Genomic DNA, 19,342 nt, shown 5'->3' with positions numbered 1-19,342 from the left:
TATCAAACTCCTTAATAGTTTTGACTATTAAGGATTATTAATAATTATATATTGGTAATTGGGCATAGGATTTCCTTCATCTGCTCCCCCTGTCACCTGTCACCTGTCACCTGTCACCTTCCTCTGCCTCTTTTGCTACTGAGTCAACTGTACAAATGCTAAAATCCTCAAGTGTACTACCGAGGATACCTGAATGCCAGTTATAGCTAGCCCGATCAAGTTTGGTACAGACGGCTGGAGAGGCGTAATTGGTGATGAATTCACCTTTGAACGTCTAGCTTTGGTCGCGCCAGTTGCAGCAAAAGTATTATATGATACATATTTTTCAGAAGTGGGTAGCCGCACTATTATTGTGGGTTACGATCGCCGATTTATGGCAGAAGATTTTGCCCGCGCCGTTGCCAATTCTGTTACAGCCGTCGGCTTTGATGTTCTGCTGAGTGAAAGCTATGCCCCAACCCCCGCTTTTAGTTGGGCAGCAAAACAACTCAACGCTTTAGGTGCATTAGTAATTACAGCTAGTCATAACCCAGGTGCATATTTAGGATTAAAAGTCAAAGGTTATTTTGGTGGTTCAGTATCACCAGAAGTTACAAAAAATATAGAAGAACAGTTATCTACAGGTGTACCACTAGCAGCTACTCCTGGAAAGTTAGAAACTTTTGACCCCTGGCCTAGTTATACCCAAGGCTTAGAAGGAAAAGTTAATATCGCCAAACTAAGAGAAGCGATCGCCTCTGGTAAACTCACCGTATTTGCTGATGTCATGCACGGTGCAGCCGCAAGCGGTTTGGGCAGATTATTAGGTGAACGTGTCCAGGAAATCAATAGCAGCCGAGACCCCTTATTCGGTGGCGGTGCGCCAGAACCTTTACCAAAATATCTGTCTGCACTATTTAATGTCATCAAAACTCACCGAGACACTGATAAATCAGGTTTAACAGTAGGGTTGGTATTTGATGGAGATTGCGATCGCATCGCCGCCGTTGATGGTAATGCTAATTTCTTAAGTTCCCAAGTTTTAATCCCCATATTAATCGACCACTTAACCCTGAGACGCAACTTTACTGGGGAAATCGTCAAAACCGTCAGTGGTTCAGATTTGATGCCCAAGGTAGCCGCACTACATAACTTATCAGTATTTGAAACAGCCGTTGGGTATAAATATATTGCTGACAGGATGTTAGCCGCACCAGTTTTATTAGGTGGAGAAGAATCGGGAGGGATTGGTTATGGTAGTCATATACCCGAACGAGATGCCCTCTTATCAGCATTGTATGTTTTAGAGGCGATCGTGGAATCTGGGCAGGATTTAGGAGATTATTACCGCCACTTACAACAGCAAACAGGCTTTACCTCAGCCTATGATCGCATTGATTTGCCCCTAGCCAGTATGGAAGTAAGGGCGCGTCTTTTGCAACAACTAAAAACTCAACCATTAACAGAAATTGCAGGTAAAACCGTAATTGACTGTAAAACCATCGACGGCTACAAATTCCGCCTAGCTGATCATAGCTGGTTAATGATCAGATTCAGTGGTACAGAGCCAGTTTTACGCCTCTACTGCGAAGCTTCCACCATTGAAGAAGTACATAAAACTCTGGCTTGGGCGAAAGATTGGGCAGAGTAAGATTAATTGACACTCTCCGGGCTGAAGCCACGGAGATTCTTAAGACCTCACGGACTTAATATCCTGATTGCTCAGGTTTCCAAACTCACCACGTGTGCTTCGTTGAGCGTGGTGATACGCCAGTTGCTCTACTTGGGGAGACCCCAAGACCGCACTGGCTAATCTTTTGGACGTTTAGCTGTTAAACAGCAAGTTTCGCGGAGTCCCCACGTACTATTCTTAAACCTCTATCCCTAATGGTCTTTGCAGCACCAATGTCAGCGTGTTCGCGATGTCCGCATTCTGTACAAATGAACTTCTCACCATCACGATTTGACTTATCGATATGTCCACAGTTTCTGCACTGCTGACTAGAGTGTTTAGGGTTAATTTTAATTACGGCCTTTCCTTGCTTTGCAGCGAGATACTGAATCTTTAAAATTAACTCACTCCAACTTGCATCAGAGATAGCACGATTCAAACCTTTTTTTCTGGATTGCCCATTCTTTAAAAATCTCCCGGTTTTTTCATCAACTTTGACTTTACAACGCTTCAACATTCCAGATATATTTAAATTCTCTAACGCAATAGCATCAACCTTTCTGGATACTATTTTGTTAGCAACATCCCACTGGTAGGCGACTCGTTTATCTGTAATCTTCTTGTGAAAACGTCCTAGTTTACTTGCTGCTTTTTTACGATTTTTACTACCCTTAACTTTTCTGCTAACTCGTCTTTGTCTAATCTTCAAAGTCCGCCTAGCTTTTTTGTTAGTTGAAAATTTAGGATTATCGATTTGATGCCTATCCGACAAGTGGACAAGTTTGGTTATTCCCAAATCACAACCAAGAATAGAATTGACTTCATCCAGTGGCTTGGATACGTAATCTGGAACGGCTTTATCTTCAATCCTAATCGAGACATACCAACCATCTTGACGCTTGCGAATTGTTGCAGCTTTGATGGTAAATCCTTTTGGTATCAAGCGGGAATTAAAAAAACGCATCCATCCTAACTTGGGAAGATAGATTTTATTGCTTTGAATTTTTACACCCATCTGGTAAGTAAAGGATGTAAAATTACTTCGGTTTTTAAACTTTGGAAAACCTCTACCCTCTCCTGACGGAGACGCTACGCGAACAAAAAAGTTTTTGTAAGCAGTATCTAGACGTTTAACATTTTGCTGTAGCACTGTAGAGTCAATTCGACCAAACCAAGGTCTAGCTTTCTTTAACTCTGGTAATGCCGTTATTTGGATATCTCCAGCACTACGTCGTGGGTTTTTGAGTTTGCCATCCTTGTCAACTTTGGTATCTTTCCAAGGTTCTCCACTTGCACCATTCTTGCTCACAAAACAAGTTAGTGGACAGGCTTCTCCTTTTGTCCTGATGTCGCAATATTCACCCTGAAAGAATTGCTGATTATATTGGGCTATTCTATCAGCTAGACTCCAGTTGTAAGTGGAGCGCAGCATATCTAGCCATCCATCCATTTCTTTTGACTGAGTAACATTAGGACGCAGCTTGTAGGCGTAATTTGTTAGCAAATACTATCACCTCCCGTTGTTGATTAGCTTAGTCAAATATACACTATATATATACAAAACACAATCAGCGATTATAGAAAAATGGGAATTTTTTCTCCAGATGAATACAGACATGAAGGCAATGCAATATCACTTCTTAACTATCACTTCGTTTTTATACCCAAACGCAGAAAGAAGGTATTAGTAGACGCAATAGCACAGAGATTACAGGAAATCATCTGTGAAGTTTGCAATGAGAATAGATGGAGAATTATTGCAATGGAAATCATGCCTGACCACGTTCACTTATTTTTGAACGTAAAGCCAACAGACAACCCATCCCAAATTATGACCAGAATTAAAGGACGGGCTTCTCATCACTTAAGAAAAGAGTTTCCAGAATTACTTAAGCTTCCAACTCTCTGGACACCGAGCTATTTTGTTTCCACTGCTGGCAATATTTCTACAAAGAATGTAATAGAGTATATTGCACACCAAAAAGATTAAGTCAGAACACCCTAAAGGGTGCTGTTAGCCTTCATCCCCTGCCTTAAGTACGAGATGCGGTGCTTACGCACCTATCTCTCAGGGGTTTTCGGCATTTCCCTTATAATTCGTAATTCGTAATTCGTAATGGACTAACGTCCCGCTACGCTAACGTAATTATGAACTACGAATTAGAAATTACGCATTTTCTCAGAACTAATGACTATACTTATCGTAGCTACGAGTAATCCTGGTAAATTGCGGGAAATGCAAGCTTACCTAAAAGATACCGACTGGGAATTAAAACTTAAGCCGGAAGAATTAGAAATTGAAGAGACCGGTGATACTTTTGCTGAGAATGCCTGTTTGAAAGCCTCTGAAGTAGCGAAAGCGACAGGAAATTGGGCGATCGCAGATGATTCTGGTTTACAGGTAGATGCCCTCAATGGCTCACCTGGGGTATATTCTGCCCGTTACGGTACATCTGACTCAGATCGCATTGCCAGATTACTGAGGGAATTAGGTAGCGAAGTTAACCGCAAAGCTCAATTTATGTGTGTAGTGGCGATCGCCTCTCCTGATGGTAATATTGCTATCCAAGCTGAAGGGATTTGTCCTGGCGAAATTCTTCATGCACCACTTGGTGATGGTGGTTTCGGCTATGATCCAATTTTTTACGTGCCAGAAAAGCAATTAACTTTTGCCCAGATGACACCAGAATTAAAGAAATCTGTTAGTCATCGGGGTAAAGCTTTTGCAGCATTACCAAAAAACTGGGTTTAAAGTCCCGTTCACTTCGACAAGCTCCCTTCTCTCCGTTCCCTGCGGGAGGCTTACGCGTAGCTTGCTTCTCCGTTCGCGGAGCGTCCCGCAGGGAAGGAGTACGGGGAGCGTGTCGTAGACACGCTCAGGGCATCGCTTTTAGGACGGCTTTTTGTGATAAAGTTAAATAGCTACCAATTAATTACCGTTAAAATTGTTACCTTTGCAAACTCTCGATCGGCAGTCACCAAGCTGGCTGAATTATTGATAGTCATTGCTGCAATTATTGCATCTGGTAGTTTCAACCGATATTGTTGGCGAATTTCAATGATTTTCTCAATTAACACAGCATCATTCGCCACTAAATTGACAACCTCAACTCGTTGTAAAACTGATTAAAAAGCTGACGATCCTCTTTATTTAGCCCAGAAAACGCCTGAAATTCAATTTGGCTAATAACTGAAACTCCAATCCAATCAGCATCTTGAAGTAATTGAATAAGTTGAGAACATCCTTGAAGCAGAGACACATCGCATTCGTATCCAACACGTAGCGATTACCATTCATCGCGTAGATTCCTCTGCGTTTCTACCGCGTCTCCCCGCCAAGTTAATCGCCCTACTAAATCGGAGAAATCATAATTAGGTTGCAGCTTTCCCTCTGAAGAAACTGGATTCAAAACAACTACAATATTCACTTCAACCGCCGCTAACTGCGTGGGAATATGAAGATTTAAATATCCTGATTGATCGATTTTTGTTGTAAGTTTTAAAACTTCCATTGCCAAACAATTAGTAACCCTGATCTTATTCTAGATTTTGTAGAGCGAAGATTGCGAACATTTATTTCTGGCGAACGGGTCGCACAAGGTCTAAAGACAAGGTGCTTCTTGATTGTTATCCCCCCCCGTACTTGTATCCAAAATAATCTAACTACTGGTGAAACTTTGACCAGCCTGCATGACTTAATTCTGTAGAGACGGCGATTTATCGCGTCTCTACCAACACTGGCTAACGCGTCGCTACCGATAACAGCACGGCAATGATCGCATCAATGCTGCTTAGGACATGGACTAGTGCGCCGCTACCGCTAACAGCATTCACACTGCTTCTGTATTCTTTTCGCCAGTCCGAATCCGAATCACTTGCTCTACAGGTGAGATGAAAATCTTACCATCACCGATTTCTCCAGTGCGAGCTGCTGAGATGATTTTGTCAACCACCATATCTACTTGATTATCCTCAACGACAATTTCTACTTTCAGTTTTTGCAGAAATTCAACGGTGTACTCAGAACCACGATAGCGTTCTGTTTGTCCTTTTTGCCGTCCGAAGCCTCTAACTTCAGAAACGGTCATACCTACAATACCAGCGTTGACTAAAGCGATTTTTACTTCGTCTAGCTTAAATGGACGGATAATTGCTTCTACTTTTCTCATGTGATCGACTCCTAATTTTTAGAAGGTGTGTTTATATATCTAACCAGATCAAATGTCTGATACTTTAACTATTCGCCTTATTTTAAAGACAGATGTGAGAATTGCAACTTTTTTTAATCCCATCTGACCGCCTGTGTAGTGAAAACATGATTTTTAACCACGGAGACACGGAGACACAGAGAAAAATCTATGACTTCTAGGCTAGAGATTGTTACAATCCTTTTATCCTCGTAACTACTCTCGCAGAACGCAATCAGAAAAGCGATCGCTATGCTTCAGTATCCTCATCTCGAACAGGCGTTAAAATATCACTTCGGTTATGATCAGTTCCGTCCTGGACAACGGCAAGTTATTGAAGATGCGCTGCAAAATCGGGATTTAATGGTGATCATGCCTACGGGTGGAGGTAAGTCTCTGTGCTTTCAGTTACCTGCACTGATGAAAACGGGGCTAACTGTAGTGGTTTCGCCGTTGATTGCTTTGATGCAAGACCAAGTAGAAGCATTGCGAAATAATAATATCTCGGCTACGTTCCTCAATAGTAGTTTGAATGCGTATCAGGTGCGATCGCGGGAAGAAGCCATTCTTAATGGTAAGGTAAGGTTACTCTACGTTGCCCCTGAACGTCTTTTGAGTGACAGGTTTCTCCCGTTTGTCGATTTAGTTAATGAAAAAGTCGGGATTTCTATCTTTGCAATCGATGAAGCCCATTGTGTTTCTGAGTGGGGACATGATTTTCGTCCAGAATATCGTCAGTTGAAGTCTCTGCGGAAGCGTTACCCGAATATTCCTGTTCTCGCCCTTACCGCTACAGCTACAGATCGCGTCCGGGCTGATATTATTCAACAATTAGGATTAAAACAGCCGAGTATTCACCTGGCTAGCTTTAATCGGCAAAATCTTTATTACGAAGTCCGTCCTAAAAGTAAACAGGCTTACGCTGAATTATTAGAATTAATTCGAGATAGTGAAGGTTCAACTATTATTTATTGTTTAACTCGTAAAAAGGTTGAAGAACTTACCTTTAAACTACAAAATGATAAGGTGTCTGCTTTGTCATATCATGCCGGATTACCTGATGATGAACGTAGTAAAAATCAAACGCGATTTATTCGGGATGATGTGCGGGTGATGGTGGCGACTATCGCTTTTGGGATGGGGATTAATAAACCTGATGTGCGGTTAGTTGTTCACTTTGATATTCCCCGTAATTTGGAGAGTTACTATCAAGAATCAGGTAGGGCTGGGAGAGATGGTGAACCCTCACGGTGTACTATATTTTTCAGTTTTGCTGATATTAAAACTATTGAATGGAGTATTGAACAAAAAACTGACCCCCAAGAACAATTGATTGCTAGGCAACAACTCCGGCAGATGATAGATTATGCTGAGGGGACAGATTGCCGCCGCACAATTCAACTGGGTTATTTTGGGGAACGCTTTGCTGGTAATTGTGGTAATTGTGATAATTGCCGCCATCCTAAACCTTTAGAAGATTGGACAATTGAAGCCATGAAGTTTTTATCTTGTGTGGCGCGTTGTAAAGAAAGATTTGGGATGTTACACGTTATTGATGTCTTGCGGGGGGCAAAAAAAGATAAGATTCTTCAATACGAACATGATAAACTTTCTACCTACGGTATTGGTAAAGATAGAACTGTAGATGAATGGCGAATGTTGGGGCGATCGCTTTTACATCAAGGTTTATTAGAACAAACTAGCGACGGCTATTCTGTACTGAAATTAAATGCTTTAAGTTGGGAAGTCATGCGGCGACAACGCCAAGTTATGCTATCTGTTCCTTTGGTGCAGAAGCTTAGTGTAGTCAAAGAGAATCCCAAGGCAGAAGTCGCAGAAGCATTATTGCATAGACTGCGATCGCTGCGTAAACAATTAGCTGATGAACAGTCTGTACCGCCTTATGTGGTTTTTCATGATTCGACTTTAAAATTGATGGCGCAGGTACAGCCGAAAAACATGACTGAATTCGGTAAACTGTCGGGTGTCGGTAGTCACAAACTAGCTCAGTATGGGGAAACATTCCTCACGGAAATTCGCGCCTACCGTCAAGAACAAAACCCGACAACTCAACCTGTAAATTCTACATCTTCATCCAGTTCAGTCTCTGGTAGTGAATTACAAACATTACAGTTACATCAACAAGGTTTAAATATTGCTCAAATTGCTCAAAAACGCAATCTGAGTCCATCTACTATTGCTAGTCATTTAGAAAAACTCATTGAGAAAAATCAGCCAGTGGATTTAAATCAATTAGTCCCTCTAGAACATCAGCAAAAAATTTGGCAAGTTTTAGAAGTGCTGGGTGATCTTGCTTTGACACCAATTAAAGAACAATTGGGCGAAAGTTATACTTTTAATGAGATTCGCCTAGTTAGAGAAAAGTGGCGGCGACAAAATCGGAAGTAATTGAAGGGTATAGGGGATAGGGGATAGGGGACAGGTGACAGTCTTTAAGAAGGATAGCTGATTAGCGATCGCATTAATTAAAGTTTGCTTTTTATTAAATTTGTAGCTTTTTTCAACTATTTGTGTTTGTTAATTTTTCTGTGCCATCGCCCCCGGTGGGGCGCAGCCGATAGCTTGCTGCTTTGATCAAGAAACTACATCTACATAACTAGGAATATTAGCACTGGCATCTTGTGATTCCATCACAGGCTGTGCTGATACAATATTCTTAGTTTGTGTAGCCAAAATGACAGATAGCAACTTTGGTAGCACCAGACAGACAGCAGTATTTACCAGAGTCAAGAGGATACCATCAATCAAACTCATAGAATTTACCCCTGTTTTAAAATTTGTGATTCAATCCTTATATTAGTGTGAATTGCGAATTGCATCATTAATCACATATTTTGATTTTCTTCTGCTATCCATAAGTTTGGTCTATGTATATTTTTGTTAAGCAGAACTATGTTCATATCTATTTCTCAAAACATTAGGACTTACGCAACTGGCATATTTTTCACGTCGTAGGGTGTGTGACGCGGCAAAAGTATTTGAACGTAGTCATGAGACTTATAGCGTCACGCACCAACCATCGATTGTGACACTTGCGGAAGTCCTGAACATAAAACTAAAATATATCTTATCTGTATAATCAATTTATATATAAAATTAAAAATCCCTTGCGAAAAAACTTTATTCAAACTGACTATAACAGTCTAAATTTGAAGTTTTCGCAAGGTTAAAACATAGACTATAAATCAAAAATCTCCCGAACTAATAACAGTACAAATTCGGTCTTAATTGTGCAGATATTAGAACCTGAAATACTCTATCAATTCGGAGAACATTTGTCACAGAAGTGTGGACTGAATTTACAAAACTCACTACCAGTTAAAGCGTAAGTGGTGCAGTATGGAAAGCTGGTAATTCCCCTACCTGTTTGCTGCAATTTTGCCACCTGGGGTAATCTGTGATTATGTTTGCTTTTAGGCGGGGAGAGAATCAATGATAAAAGTTTGGGTAATGCCAAACAGGCTAAAACATTGATCAGTGTTAGCAGGCAAGCGTCTAGTAACTCTATAGGTAATCACCCCCATGTAATAATTAGGTGGTCGCTATTGATAGTTGCAAATTGGATTTAGCAGTCAGAATTCAAGAGTCAGACGTATTACCAAAATCGGGAAATTATTCCACTCAATGAATTTATCAACGATACCAAACGCTGATAAATTATCAGTTCTGACTTCTGTGTTCTGAATTCCTACCTAAAAACCATAGATTTTGGTTTATATAAATTAACTTTAGCATAGAGTTATATCCTGTCATGTCCGCTTGATTACTTATTCAACACGAATAACCCCACCCCGCCAAAGCTATACTTTGTCTCCGCAGGGGTTTAATGACTAAGAGAATGATCCAGAATTAACTTGAATCTCAAATGTTAAGGTTACGAAACTGACTACACCGTGAGTGATGTAGATAGAGAGAAGCGATATTGTAGCGTAATAGCAGAATCAATTTAGACAGAGCCAATTTTGAATTTGAGGTGATATGTAATGGTAAGCATCCAACCAGGGTCTTCTCTTTTAGCCAATATCAGCAAGCAAGAAAGTCTATCAATACAGCGTTTGGTAGATTACACCAATGTAGAATCACTGCCAGAAATTTGGCCTTTGGCAGCGCAAAAATTTGGTAACATTGTTGCTCTGCATAACCCCCATGCTAAACCAGAGGTAAAAATTACTTATAGCCAGTTAGCAGAAAAAATTCAGCAATTCGCGGCTGGGTTACAAGTCTTGGGGGTGCAATTAGGCGATCGCCTTTCCTTGATTGCAGATAATAGTCCACGTTGGTTCATCGCCGATCAAGGCATAATTACCGCCGGCGGAGTAGACGCAGTGCGGAGTTCCCAAGCTGAACGGGAAGAACTGCTGTATATCGTGGCGCATAGTGGTAGTAAAGCTTTAGTCATCGAAGATTTAAAGACACTCCAGAGACTCCGCGATCGCCTTAACGATTTACCAATTGAGTTCATTATCTTACTTTCCGACGAAACACCACCAGCCGAGGAAACTATTAAGATATTGAACTTTCCTCAATTAATCGAACTTGGTGCTAACCATACCCTAGTGAAAGTCAAGCAAACCTCAGAAAACCTCGCCACCTTAATTTACACTTCTGGGACTACAGGTAAACCCAAGGGAGTTATGCTTTCTCATGGTAACTTGTTACACCAAGTCAAAACCATAGGCACAGTAGTACAACCCCAACCAGGGGATATAGCCTTGAGTATTCTGCCGACTTGGCACAGCTACGAACGTAGTGGTGAATATTTCTTGCTTTCTCAAGGTTGTACGCAAGTTTATACTAATTTGCGTTCCGTTAAAAAAGATTTAAAAGAATTTAAACCCCATTACATGATTGCTGTTCCCCGACTGTGGGAATCCATTCATGAAGGTGTGCAGAAGCAGTTCCGTGAACAACCAGCCAAAAAGCAACGCCTCATCTATTCTTTACTAGGTGCAAGTGAGAGATATATCAAAGCCAAGAGAGTTGCTCAAAGGTTAAGTTTAGATCACTTCCATGTCTCATCTGTGGGACGTTTAGGCGCGAAAATATTAGCATCGGCGTTATTCCCCCTCCACGCCCTAGGAGAACGTTTAGTTTACGCCAAAGTCAGGGAAGCTACGGGAGGACGCATTAAGCACGTCATTAGCGGTGGCGGTGCATTACCCCGACATATAGATAACTTTTTTGAAATTGTTGGTGTAGAAATTTTACAAGGTTACGGTTTAACAGAAACCTCCCCCGTTACCAACGCCCGCCGTCCTTGGCACAATTTGCGCGGTTCATCCGGACAACCAATTCCCGGTACAGAAGTTAAAATTGTAGACCCTGAAACTCGCAGACCTTTAGCAGATGGACAACGAGGTTTGGTGTTGTTGCGAGGGCCGCAAATCATGCAAGGTTATTACCAAAATCCTGAAGCCACAGCCAAAGTCATTGATGCTGAAGGTTGGTTTGATAGCGGTGACTTAGGCTGGATAACACCATATAATGACCTAGTGCTGACGGGCAGGGCAAAAGATACGATTGTCTTGACCAATGGGGAAAATATCGAGCCGCAACCCATCGAGGATGCTTGCTTGCGATCGCCCTACATTGACCAGATTATGCTAGTTGGACAAGACCAACGCTGTATCGGTGCTTTGATCGTCCCCAACTTGGAAGCCTTGGAAAAATGGGCTGAGGGTCAAAATCTTACCTTAGTGACACAGGATGATAATTTAACCTCTTCATCCAGTAAAACCATCACCCTGGAGAGTAAAATGATCCAGGATTTATTCCGGCAAGAATTGAATCGGGAAGTGCAGAACCGTCCGGGTTATCGCCCAGATGACCGTGTAGGGCCGTTTAGACTGATTCTAGAGCCGTTTTCGATGGAAAATGGCTTAATGACACAAACGCTGAAAATCCGGCGACACGTTGTCATGGAACGCTACCACGATATGATTGCCGCCATGTTTGCCTAATAATTCCAGACTGCAAAATACAAGAGTGAACGTGAAACTTTTATGACAGATTTCTCCAACCCGAATTTGCTGTTAAAGCGCGTCGTTAACGTCAAAGTCATTGTCACCCCCCTCTGGAAAGAGGAAGTGCAACAACAACTGCAAGCGCAGATCAACCAACTTGATCAGCAATTGCAACAGTTGGACGTTGAAGGACAAAGAGCGATTTCCGCCATTCAAAAGCAAAGTCTCCAGCCACCCGGCCCCCAAACCCTCCAACAAATTGATAATATCCAACAGCAAATCAATCAAAAGAAAACCGAATTCCTAGAACAGAAAAACCAAATGCTCCAAAATCTCCAGCAAGTACAGTTGCTGGAGTTGGATCAAGAAGTGAATCAATTTCAAATGGAAGGCTTTTTCCGTGTTGAACGGGGCGATAACTTAATTAGCAAAATGCAAGTTGAAATCGTTCTCCGTGATGGAGTTGTCGAAGACATTCGTGGCGATCTTTAATTAAAGTTACGAATTCTCAAATTAAATTTGTGATACCCCGCCCCTAGTGGGCGGTCTTTTAACTCAGGACGTTGCTCACGCCCCGCTACCGCTAATAGCACTCCACACACCACACACCACACTCACCACTCACCACTCACCACTCACCACTCACCACTCACCACTCACCACTCACCACTCAGCACTCACCTTGACATTGAATTTGAGAACCTACCCAAACAATTTGCCAGATTGGCGGTGAACTTGATAAGAGCGATCGCCCAAAGCTATTCATCTCCAATCGATATCTTATAGACTCAGCCGAATCGTCTTGAGACGGTGTTTGGATCACTGTCACTAAAGCTTGATTCGGTTGTGGATAGACAACTTCTACCTTGCGTTTACCCTTTGTGGGTATAAAATCATCCAAGAAATTCACAGCCAGCTTTGTCGGATCGCTACCTTGTAAAGGGGAATTGATATTTTCTAAAGGTATAATTTGATATTGAGCGCGTTCCGAATCTTCCACAATCTCTTGAGAATGTTGTACATCTGACAATGGCTGTGGTTGAGCATTGATATTATCCACAATTGGCATTGCTGTTTGGTGCTGAATCATATAAACACCAGCACCAGCAGCAGCAAAGATACTAAATATCAAAATCAAAAAGAACTTCAGTTTTACTGACATAAAACTAAACACGCATTTCAAAAAAAACTAATGGTCAAGTTGGGATTTTCAATTGATGTTTCACCACTAACTATTCCCTATCATCTTCCTTGAGAAAGCTCCTAATTTCTGATAATTTGTGATGAGTGATACAAAAATATATAAAAATTGTAGGGAAATTGTGAAAAACTCATGCTACGGACTGATAACCAGCACCAACAATTGATTATTAGCATGGAAGCATAGACTTCAATGTTGCCTGGATGTTCCGAGGGGATAGGGGATAGGGGACAGGGGACAGGTGACAGGTGACAGGTGACAGGGGACAGGTGACAGGGGACGGGTGACAGGTGACAGGGAAGATTTTCAGTCAATTCCCAATTCCCAATTCCCGATTTAAAATAGAAAATCTCAAACATAAAACTCTCCAGCCAAGATACAATTCGATCTGGCAAAAGCTGTTAAAGTCCATAAACCCATCGATTCTAGAACCACCATATGAGCATTCACGAAGTATTCATGCCGGCGTTGAGTTCCACTATGACCGAAGGCAAAATTGTCTCCTGGGTAAAATCGCCGGGGGATAAAGTGGAAAAAGGCGAAACAGTGGTGGTTGTTGAGTCAGATAAGGCAGATATGGATGTAGAAACCTTCTATGAAGGGTATCTCGCACATATCGTAGTCCAAGCTGGTGACAGTGCGCCTGTAGGAGCTGCGATCGCTTATGTTGCAGAAACTGAAGCCGAAATCGAAGCCGCCAAATCTATGGGAAATGCCGGCGGTGCAGCAGCTACTCCTACCGCTACGCCTGAACTAGTTGCAGCTACAGCCTCAGTAGGAACACCAACTGTAGCATCTCAAAACGGGTCTAACCACAAGGAAGGTAGACTTGTTGCGTCACCAAGAGCGCGGAAGTTAGCCAAAGAACTGAAAGTGGATTTAACCACCCTCAAAGGTAGTGGCCCTTACGGTCGGATTGTCGCCGAGGATGTAGAATCTGTCGTGGGTAAAATTACTGCACCTGCTGCTCCCACAACTCCTGCACCAAGCATCACCCCAGTTGCACCACCAGCACCACGGACAGCAGCACCCGCACCTGCACCAGTAGCAGCAGTTCCTGGTCAAATAGCACCATTCAATGCTCTGCAAAATGCCGTGGTTCGGAATATGGTAGCTAGCCTAGCTGTCCCAGAATTCCGGGTTAGTTACACAATCACCACTGATGGGTTAGACAAACTTTACAAACAAATTAAATCTAAAGGCGTAACAATGACAGCGTTACTGGCGAAAGCAGTAGCGGTGACATTACAAAAACACCCACTTTTAAATGCTAGCTATTCCGATCAAGGTGTGGTTTATCATGGCGACATCAATATTGCCGTAGCTGTGGCGATGGATGATGGCGGTTTAATTACACCCGTATTAAAAAATGCTGACCAAGTAGATATTTATTCCCTTTCACGCAACTGGAAGTCTCTAGTAGAACGCGCTAGAGCCAAACAACTACAACCTGATGAATATAACAGTGGTACTTTCACCCTGTCTAACCTGGGAATGTATGGCGTAGATACATTTGATGCCATTTTACCCCCCGGACAAGGTTCAATTTTAGCGATCGGTGCATCTCGTCCCCAAGTTGTAGCTACCCCAGATGGTTTGTTTGGTGTGCGTCAACAAATGCAGGTCAATATTACTTCTGACCACCGCATTATTTATGGTGCTGATGCGGCGGCGTTTTTACAAGACTTAGCTAAGTTAATTGAGACTAATGCTCAATCTTTAACTCTTTAGTTAAGTGTTAAATCAAAATTGATTTTTTGACAGCCTCATAATTTAGAACCCTGGCTTCTTTGAGAAGCCGGGGTTCTTCAGTTTCTGGAACAAGTGAAAATACTGGGATATTGAATGCTCAAGAAATGGTGTGATCAAAATCACCAAACTCCCGAAATTTCAAGCATTCATGAGAGCATCACGATAAATTGATAAAAAAATAATAAACTTTCGATAGTGAATTGGTAGTTAGTGTGTAGAGAAAATTATGATTTTGCAAAGAACCAGTAATGCTACTAGCATAGATAAAAAAATGTGGTTAGATTAAGAACATTACCAAGCAGCCATTATTTGATCTATGAATCGTTTTTCTGGGAACATCACAAATCTTCGTGAGTACAGCTTAGAGCAAAATCTGCTGGCTCAAATGTGTGGTTCTAAGCAATTATTCCGCGATCGCTATGAAATCTTACGCATTTTAGGTAGGGGTGGTTTTGGTATCACTTTTCTCGCACAAGATGCGGTATTACCCGGAAATCCCCTATGTGTGATTAAACAACTTTGTCCCAAGGCTACTAGCACTAAAAGTTGGCAAAATGCGTGTCAGCGTTTTGGACAAGAGGCTAAAATCTTAGCTAAACTCGGTAGCCATTCGCAAATTCCCATGTTGCTAGACTATTTTGAAGGCGACGGGGAACTGTATTTGGTACAAGAATACATCCAGGGTTCGACTTTAGCACGGGAAGTCAGATGCAATGGTACGAAAACAGAAGCTGAAGTAAAACAGTTTTTGCGGGAATTACTGCCAGTTTTACAATATCTTTATCAAAATCAAGTCATTCATCGAGATATTAAACCCCTAAACCTACTGCGCTGTGTGGATGATCAGCGCATAGTCTTGATAGATTTTGGTGCAGTCAAAGAAAATTTGGTTGATGTTGGGAATGATGCACACAATACAACCATTAATACTAACTTTGTCGGCACAATGGGGTTTGCACCGCCAGAACAATTTTCTCTGCGTCCAGTATATGCTAGCGATATTTATGCCCTGGGGATGACGTGTGTTTACTTGTTAACTGGTAAAGCCCCATTAGAAATGGATAATGATAGCCAGACTGGTGAAATTTGTTGGTATAAATATGTAACCGTAAGTGATAGTTTTGCTCATATCTTAAACAAAATGTTAAAATTTTCCCTCAATGAACGCTTCCAAAAACCTAGTGATGTGACTAGAGCTTTGAGGGTAGAAAGTGATATACCAAACTTGAGTAACTGTTTGACTACGCAACCCATTAAAAATAAACTTACAGAAAAAATAGCCCCGTCTCAGGAATATATACCACCTGTAGCCAGAACTGCGATCGCTATTCGGGAATGGAAAGCTAAACTAAAAACCAAACAGTCTCAGCGTCCATTATATTAAGCCAGGAAAGTTGTAGGACTGTAGGTTGGGTTGACACAAGGAAACCAACACCAATATTCATGTTGGGTTGCGCTGCGCTTAACTCAACCTACTACTAGCACCTCTAGAACAAGATATTTTATTGCGGAATATTATATAATCGGGAGAATAATTAATCAGGTAGAAAAAATCCTGCTTAGGAACTTCCTGTTTGTACTAGCATTTACCAAGATTTACCATATCAATAAAACCCCAATTCCTGATACCCGTGTGATCTACCAAAAGTACACAATACCTATTCTACATTCAGGGAATTTGCGGGGTTAATTTAACATAAATTGTCATGCAGCCGCACCTATCAGAACATGATCTGCTGCTTAAATCCAGATTGCCTAAATCCTCATAATTCAGATGGAAAAAAGTCCTGTCAAAGCTGTGGTACTCCCTTAGTATCACTGTTAAGAAATCGCTTTCGTGTCATCCGAGTGCTTTCTGATGAAGGCGGATTTGGTAGAACCTATCTATCAGAAGATAAAGATAAATTAAATGAACATTGTGTCATTAAACAACTAGCACCAAAATTTCAAGGAACTTGGTCACAAAAAAAAGCCGTAGAGTTGTTTGCTGAAGAAGCGAAACGATTACAAGAACTAGGAGAACATCCCCAAATTCCCACGCTGCTGGCTTACTTTGAACAAGACAACTGCTTGTATTTAGTACAACAGTTTATCAATGGACAAAACTTATTAAAGGAGTTACAGCAACGCAAAAACTATAGACCAGGGGAAATTCAAGCCATTCTCTTAGATATATTACCTGTCCTGAAATTTATTCACGATCGCGGTGTAATTCATCGTGACATCAAACCAGAAAATATTATCCGTTGTCGCAGTGATGGGCGATTAAATCTCATCGATTTTGGTTCTTCTAAGCAATTAACCGCCAAAGCCCAAAATTTTGGGACATCAATTGGTTCACATGGTTACTCACCCCTAGAACAAATCCGCGATGGTAAGGCTTATGCAGCTAGTGATTTATTCGCCTTGGGGGCTACCTGCTTTCACCTGTTAACGGGAGTTTCGCCGTTCCAATTGTGGATGGAACACGGCTATGGTTGGGTAACTAATTGGCGGAAATATTTGCACCGTCCTATTCATCCAGAGTTGGATTTTGTCCTGGATAAGCTGTTGCAAAAAGACCTCAAAGACCGCTACCAATCAGCCGATGAAGCCCTCCAAGATATTACTCCCAAACAGCAGCTTGCATTACCAGCCGCAGGTCAAACATCGGGAAAAATCCCCTCCACCCAAGTACATCGGAAACCACGTTTAGGAATCTTATACGGGTTAATGCGAACTGGTGTTTTAGTGGCTGCTTTGGTGATGTTATTCGGATTTAGTGAATCTTGGTATGACCAATATCGCCGAATTTACAGCAATTTATCCCCAAAGCTAATTCAACGTCGCAATAATTCCGCACCAGGGAAAGCGTTTTTAGCACAGCCACAAAAGACAACCTTGAGAGAGGTGGCTTTAACCAACACCCTCCCAGGACATGAAAACTCTGTTTCCTCCGTCGCAGTCAGCCGAGATGGTAAAATCATTGCTAGCAGTGGAGACGATCGCACCATTAAACTCTGGAATATCGCCACAGGTGAAGAAATCGCCACTTTAAAAGGACACTCCCGCAAAGTCAATGTTGTAGTCATTAGTCCTGATGGTAAAACCTTGGTGAGTGGTAGTGATGATAACACCATTAAAATCTGGAATCTCAAAACTCGTCAGGTAATTCACACCTTAGCAGCCCATAGCGACGCAATTCATGCCTTAGCTATCAGTTCCAACAGTAAAACCTTGGTGAGTGGTAGTGATGATAAAACTATCAAAGTCTGGAATCTAGCTAACGGCAGATTAATCACTTCACTGAGAGGTCATAGATTTTGGATACGTTCAGTTGCCATCAGTGCTGATAATGTAACTATTGCTAGTGGTAGTTTTGACAAAACCATCAAAATTTGGAATTTACAAGCTGAATCCCTCATCCGCACAATTGCAGGTAGTGGTGAGACAGTGACATCAATTGCCTTTAGTCCAGATGGTAACACCCTCGCCAGTGCTAGCCGCGATCGCACCATCAAACTCTGGAATATAGACGAAGGTACAAGACTCCGCACCCTCAAAGGTAATACGGAAACAGTGACGGCTATTGCCTTTAGTCCCAATGGTAACACCCTCGCCAGTGCTAGCCGCGACCAAACTATCAAACTCTGGAACTTAGAAACCGGTGAAGAACTTCGTACCCTCCTTGGGCATGAAAACACAGTCACATCCGTCGTTTTTACACCTGACGGTCAAAGTCTCATTAGTGGTAGTGAAGATAACACTATCAGAGTTTGGCGTGTGGGTAATTAAATACTTAGAAGCGAATTGGAAGTCAATAATTTATATTGGTCGCAATTCATCAGGCCGCGCGTTGGGCGGCTACGCCGACTTGTAGCAACTGCCGTCTCCCGGTAAGTTTGTAGCTGTACCGGGAGTTCTCTGGCTCTATTCAGATAAAATAGAGATAATATTCGTTGTCAGAATTTGATATGGATGCCTTAGTTCAAGAACTTGACATCAAACTGCGCCAATGGAAACCTGATATTGTTGAACAGGTACGCCAGTACCTTGTAGAAATCATTGAATTGGCAGACCAAGATGCTCTAGATATTCTTCGCTCTAGAGTAGTTGAACAAGAAGTATTGGATCTGATTGATGAGCCCTAAAGCTGGTGAAGTCTGGCTGGTCGATTTAGGACTTGCAGCTAAGACTCGTCCGATTGTCATTGTGTCTCGTTATGATCCAAATCCACCTCGCGCTTTAATTCTCTACATACCTGTGACGACACAAAATCGAGGGAGTAACTACGAAGTTAAACTGCCCAATGTGTCTTCTCTCCGACAGGGTTCTGTTGCCAATGTACAAGGTTTAGGCTCAATTTCTGCGGCAAGACTAGAGCGCAAATTAGGAGAGTTGTCAGACGAAACGATGCTTGAAATCAAGCAAGCTCTGATTTTTGTATTGGATTTAGCCGGCGGGATACAGCAGGATAGTGCGGCTGATCCGGATACCACTTTTTAAAAGTTTTACTACACTACTAAAAGAGCGGAGAACGCACTAAATAATTGTCAGAAATCCTATTATTTCAGAACCTATGATTTTC

17 protein-coding genes are annotated in these 19,342 nt (G+C 41.9%); 11 read left to right on the top strand and 6 right to left on the bottom strand.

From position 1 onward, the window contains the following. The first annotated feature begins 193 nt into the window (after nucleotides 1-193). On the top strand, nucleotides 194-1,630 hold the full coding sequence (locus tag L6494_RS22580) for a phosphoglucomutase/phosphomannomutase family protein (RefSeq protein WP_237989983.1): 1,437 nt from the start codon (nucleotides 194-196) through the stop codon (nucleotides 1,628-1,630). Nucleotides 1,631-1,811: 181 nt separating this feature from the next. On the opposite strand, the gene L6494_RS22575 is transcribed toward L6494_RS22580, so the two are convergent. Next, nucleotides 1,812-3,155 (bottom strand): RNA-guided endonuclease InsQ/TnpB family protein, encoded by a 1,344-nt coding sequence (locus L6494_RS22575; protein WP_237989982.1) that lies wholly within the window; start codon nucleotides 3,153-3,155, stop codon nucleotides 1,812-1,814. A gap of 81 nt (nucleotides 3,156-3,236) precedes the next feature. On the opposite strand from L6494_RS22575, the gene tnpA reads away from it, so the two are divergent. Both tnpA and rdgB read left to right on the top strand, forming a co-directional pair. Then, nucleotides 3,237-3,641: an IS200/IS605 family transposase gene (gene tnpA / locus L6494_RS22570; RefSeq protein ID WP_237989981.1), complete on the top strand. Its 405-nt coding sequence runs from the start codon at nucleotides 3,237-3,239 to the stop codon at nucleotides 3,639-3,641. A gap of 198 nt (nucleotides 3,642-3,839) precedes the next feature. After that, entirely contained in the window at nucleotides 3,840-4,403 is a 564-nt protein-coding gene (rdgB, locus tag L6494_RS22565; RefSeq protein ID WP_237989980.1) for an RdgB/HAM1 family non-canonical purine NTP pyrophosphatase, read from the top strand. 170 nt (nucleotides 4,404-4,573) lie between these two features. On the opposite strand, the gene L6494_RS22560 is transcribed toward rdgB, so the two are convergent. The 3 genes from L6494_RS22560 to L6494_RS22550 all read right to left on the bottom strand — a co-directional run bounded on the left by L6494_RS22560 (nucleotide 4,574) and on the right by L6494_RS22550 (nucleotide 5,820). After that, entirely contained in the window at nucleotides 4,574-4,744 is a 171-nt protein-coding gene (locus L6494_RS22560) for a PIN domain-containing protein (protein ID WP_237989979.1), read from the bottom strand. Nucleotides 4,745-4,938: 194 nt separating this feature from the next. Continuing rightward, complete coding sequence (locus L6494_RS22555) at nucleotides 4,939-5,163, bottom strand: hypothetical protein (RefSeq protein ID WP_237989978.1); 225 nt, start codon at nucleotides 5,161-5,163, stop codon at nucleotides 4,939-4,941. Nucleotides 5,164-5,481: 318 nt separating this feature from the next. Further along, complete coding sequence (locus tag L6494_RS22550) at nucleotides 5,482-5,820, bottom strand: P-II family nitrogen regulator (protein WP_190704343.1); 339 nt, start codon at nucleotides 5,818-5,820, stop codon at nucleotides 5,482-5,484. A 270-nt stretch (nucleotides 5,821-6,090) separates the two neighbouring features. Here L6494_RS22550 and recQ point away from each other — a divergent pair, with 270 nt between their 5' ends. Then, nucleotides 6,091-8,247 (top strand): DNA helicase RecQ, encoded by a 2,157-nt coding sequence (recQ, locus tag L6494_RS22545; protein ID WP_237989977.1) that lies wholly within the window; start codon nucleotides 6,091-6,093, stop codon nucleotides 8,245-8,247. A gap of 186 nt (nucleotides 8,248-8,433) precedes the next feature. Here the strand turns inward: recQ and L6494_RS22540 are convergent, their stop codons facing one another. Then, entirely contained in the window at nucleotides 8,434-8,613 is a 180-nt protein-coding gene (locus L6494_RS22540; protein WP_237989976.1) for a hypothetical protein, read from the bottom strand. 1,229 nt (nucleotides 8,614-9,842) lie between these two features. Here L6494_RS22540 and L6494_RS22535 point away from each other — a divergent pair. Then, nucleotides 9,843-11,819 (top strand): AMP-dependent synthetase/ligase, encoded by a 1,977-nt coding sequence (locus L6494_RS22535; RefSeq protein WP_237989975.1) that lies wholly within the window; start codon nucleotides 9,843-9,845, stop codon nucleotides 11,817-11,819. A 42-nt stretch (nucleotides 11,820-11,861) separates the two neighbouring features. Next, nucleotides 11,862-12,314 (top strand): YlqD family protein, encoded by a 453-nt coding sequence (locus L6494_RS22530; protein WP_237989974.1) that lies wholly within the window; start codon nucleotides 11,862-11,864, stop codon nucleotides 12,312-12,314. 178 nt (nucleotides 12,315-12,492) lie between these two features. Here the strand turns inward: L6494_RS22530 and L6494_RS22525 are convergent, their stop codons facing one another. After that, nucleotides 12,493-12,984, bottom strand: a complete 492-nt coding sequence (locus tag L6494_RS22525; protein WP_237989973.1) for a hypothetical protein — start codon at nucleotides 12,982-12,984, stop codon at nucleotides 12,493-12,495. A 477-nt stretch (nucleotides 12,985-13,461) separates the two neighbouring features. Between L6494_RS22525 and L6494_RS22520 the strand changes: the two genes are divergently transcribed. From L6494_RS22520 to L6494_RS22500, 5 genes are all read left to right on the top strand, one after another. After that, on the top strand, nucleotides 13,462-14,754 hold the full coding sequence (locus L6494_RS22520; RefSeq protein WP_237989972.1) for a dihydrolipoamide acetyltransferase family protein: 1,293 nt from the start codon (nucleotides 13,462-13,464) through the stop codon (nucleotides 14,752-14,754). 337 nt (nucleotides 14,755-15,091) lie between these two features. Beyond that, nucleotides 15,092-16,159 carry a serine/threonine-protein kinase gene (locus tag L6494_RS22515; protein WP_237989971.1) on the top strand — a complete coding sequence of 356 codons (1,068 nt, stop codon included), beginning with the start codon at nucleotides 15,092-15,094 and terminating at the stop codon, nucleotides 16,157-16,159. Between the two features lie 344 nt (nucleotides 16,160-16,503). Beyond that, complete coding sequence (locus tag L6494_RS22510) at nucleotides 16,504-18,549, top strand: serine/threonine-protein kinase (protein ID WP_237989970.1); 2,046 nt, start codon at nucleotides 16,504-16,506, stop codon at nucleotides 18,547-18,549. Between the two features lie 179 nt (nucleotides 18,550-18,728). Then, nucleotides 18,729-18,905: a hypothetical protein gene (locus L6494_RS22505; RefSeq protein ID WP_237989969.1), complete on the top strand. Its 177-nt coding sequence runs from the start codon at nucleotides 18,729-18,731 to the stop codon at nucleotides 18,903-18,905. After that, nucleotides 18,895-19,260, top strand: coding sequence for a type II toxin-antitoxin system PemK/MazF family toxin (locus tag L6494_RS22500; RefSeq protein ID WP_237989968.1), 366 nt, complete (start codon nucleotides 18,895-18,897; stop codon nucleotides 19,258-19,260). Before L6494_RS22505 ends, L6494_RS22500 begins: the two co-directional genes overlap by 11 nt. Nucleotides 19,261-19,342 lie beyond the last annotated feature (82 nt).

Source organism: Nostoc sp. UHCC 0870 (assembly GCF_022063185.1).
Taxonomy (GTDB): Bacteria; Cyanobacteriota; Cyanobacteriia; order Cyanobacteriales; family Nostocaceae; genus Trichormus.
This window is presented reverse-complemented; position numbering and strand designations above follow the sequence as displayed.

Coding starts and splice junctions, on each gene's coding strand:
- L6494_RS22540 (WP_237989976.1), bottom strand. CDS start 8,613: ATGAGTTTGATTGATGGTATCCTCTTGACTCTGGTAAATACTGCTGTC.
- L6494_RS22555 (WP_237989978.1), bottom strand. CDS start 5,163: ATGGAAGTTTTAAAACTTACAACAAAAATCGATCAATCAGGATATTTA.
- recQ (WP_237989977.1), top strand. CDS start 6,091: ATGCTTCAGTATCCTCATCTCGAACAGGCGTTAAAATATCACTTCGGT.
- L6494_RS22505 (WP_237989969.1), top strand. CDS start 18,729: ATGGATGCCTTAGTTCAAGAACTTGACATCAAACTGCGCCAATGGAAA.
- tnpA (WP_237989981.1), top strand. CDS start 3,237: ATGGGAATTTTTTCTCCAGATGAATACAGACATGAAGGCAATGCAATA.
- L6494_RS22525 (WP_237989973.1), bottom strand. CDS start 12,984: ATGTCAGTAAAACTGAAGTTCTTTTTGATTTTGATATTTAGTATCTTT.
- L6494_RS22500 (WP_237989968.1), top strand. CDS start 18,895: ATGAGCCCTAAAGCTGGTGAAGTCTGGCTGGTCGATTTAGGACTTGCA.
- L6494_RS22580 (WP_237989983.1), top strand. CDS start 194: ATGCCAGTTATAGCTAGCCCGATCAAGTTTGGTACAGACGGCTGGAGA.
- L6494_RS22520 (WP_237989972.1), top strand. CDS start 13,462: ATGAGCATTCACGAAGTATTCATGCCGGCGTTGAGTTCCACTATGACC.
- L6494_RS22515 (WP_237989971.1), top strand. CDS start 15,092: ATGAATCGTTTTTCTGGGAACATCACAAATCTTCGTGAGTACAGCTTA.
- L6494_RS22535 (WP_237989975.1), top strand. CDS start 9,843: ATGGTAAGCATCCAACCAGGGTCTTCTCTTTTAGCCAATATCAGCAAG.
- L6494_RS22510 (WP_237989970.1), top strand. CDS start 16,504: ATGATCTGCTGCTTAAATCCAGATTGCCTAAATCCTCATAATTCAGAT.
- rdgB (WP_237989980.1), top strand. CDS start 3,840: ATGACTATACTTATCGTAGCTACGAGTAATCCTGGTAAATTGCGGGAA.
- L6494_RS22530 (WP_237989974.1), top strand. CDS start 11,862: ATGACAGATTTCTCCAACCCGAATTTGCTGTTAAAGCGCGTCGTTAAC.
- L6494_RS22550 (WP_190704343.1), bottom strand. CDS start 5,820: ATGAGAAAAGTAGAAGCAATTATCCGTCCATTTAAGCTAGACGAAGTA.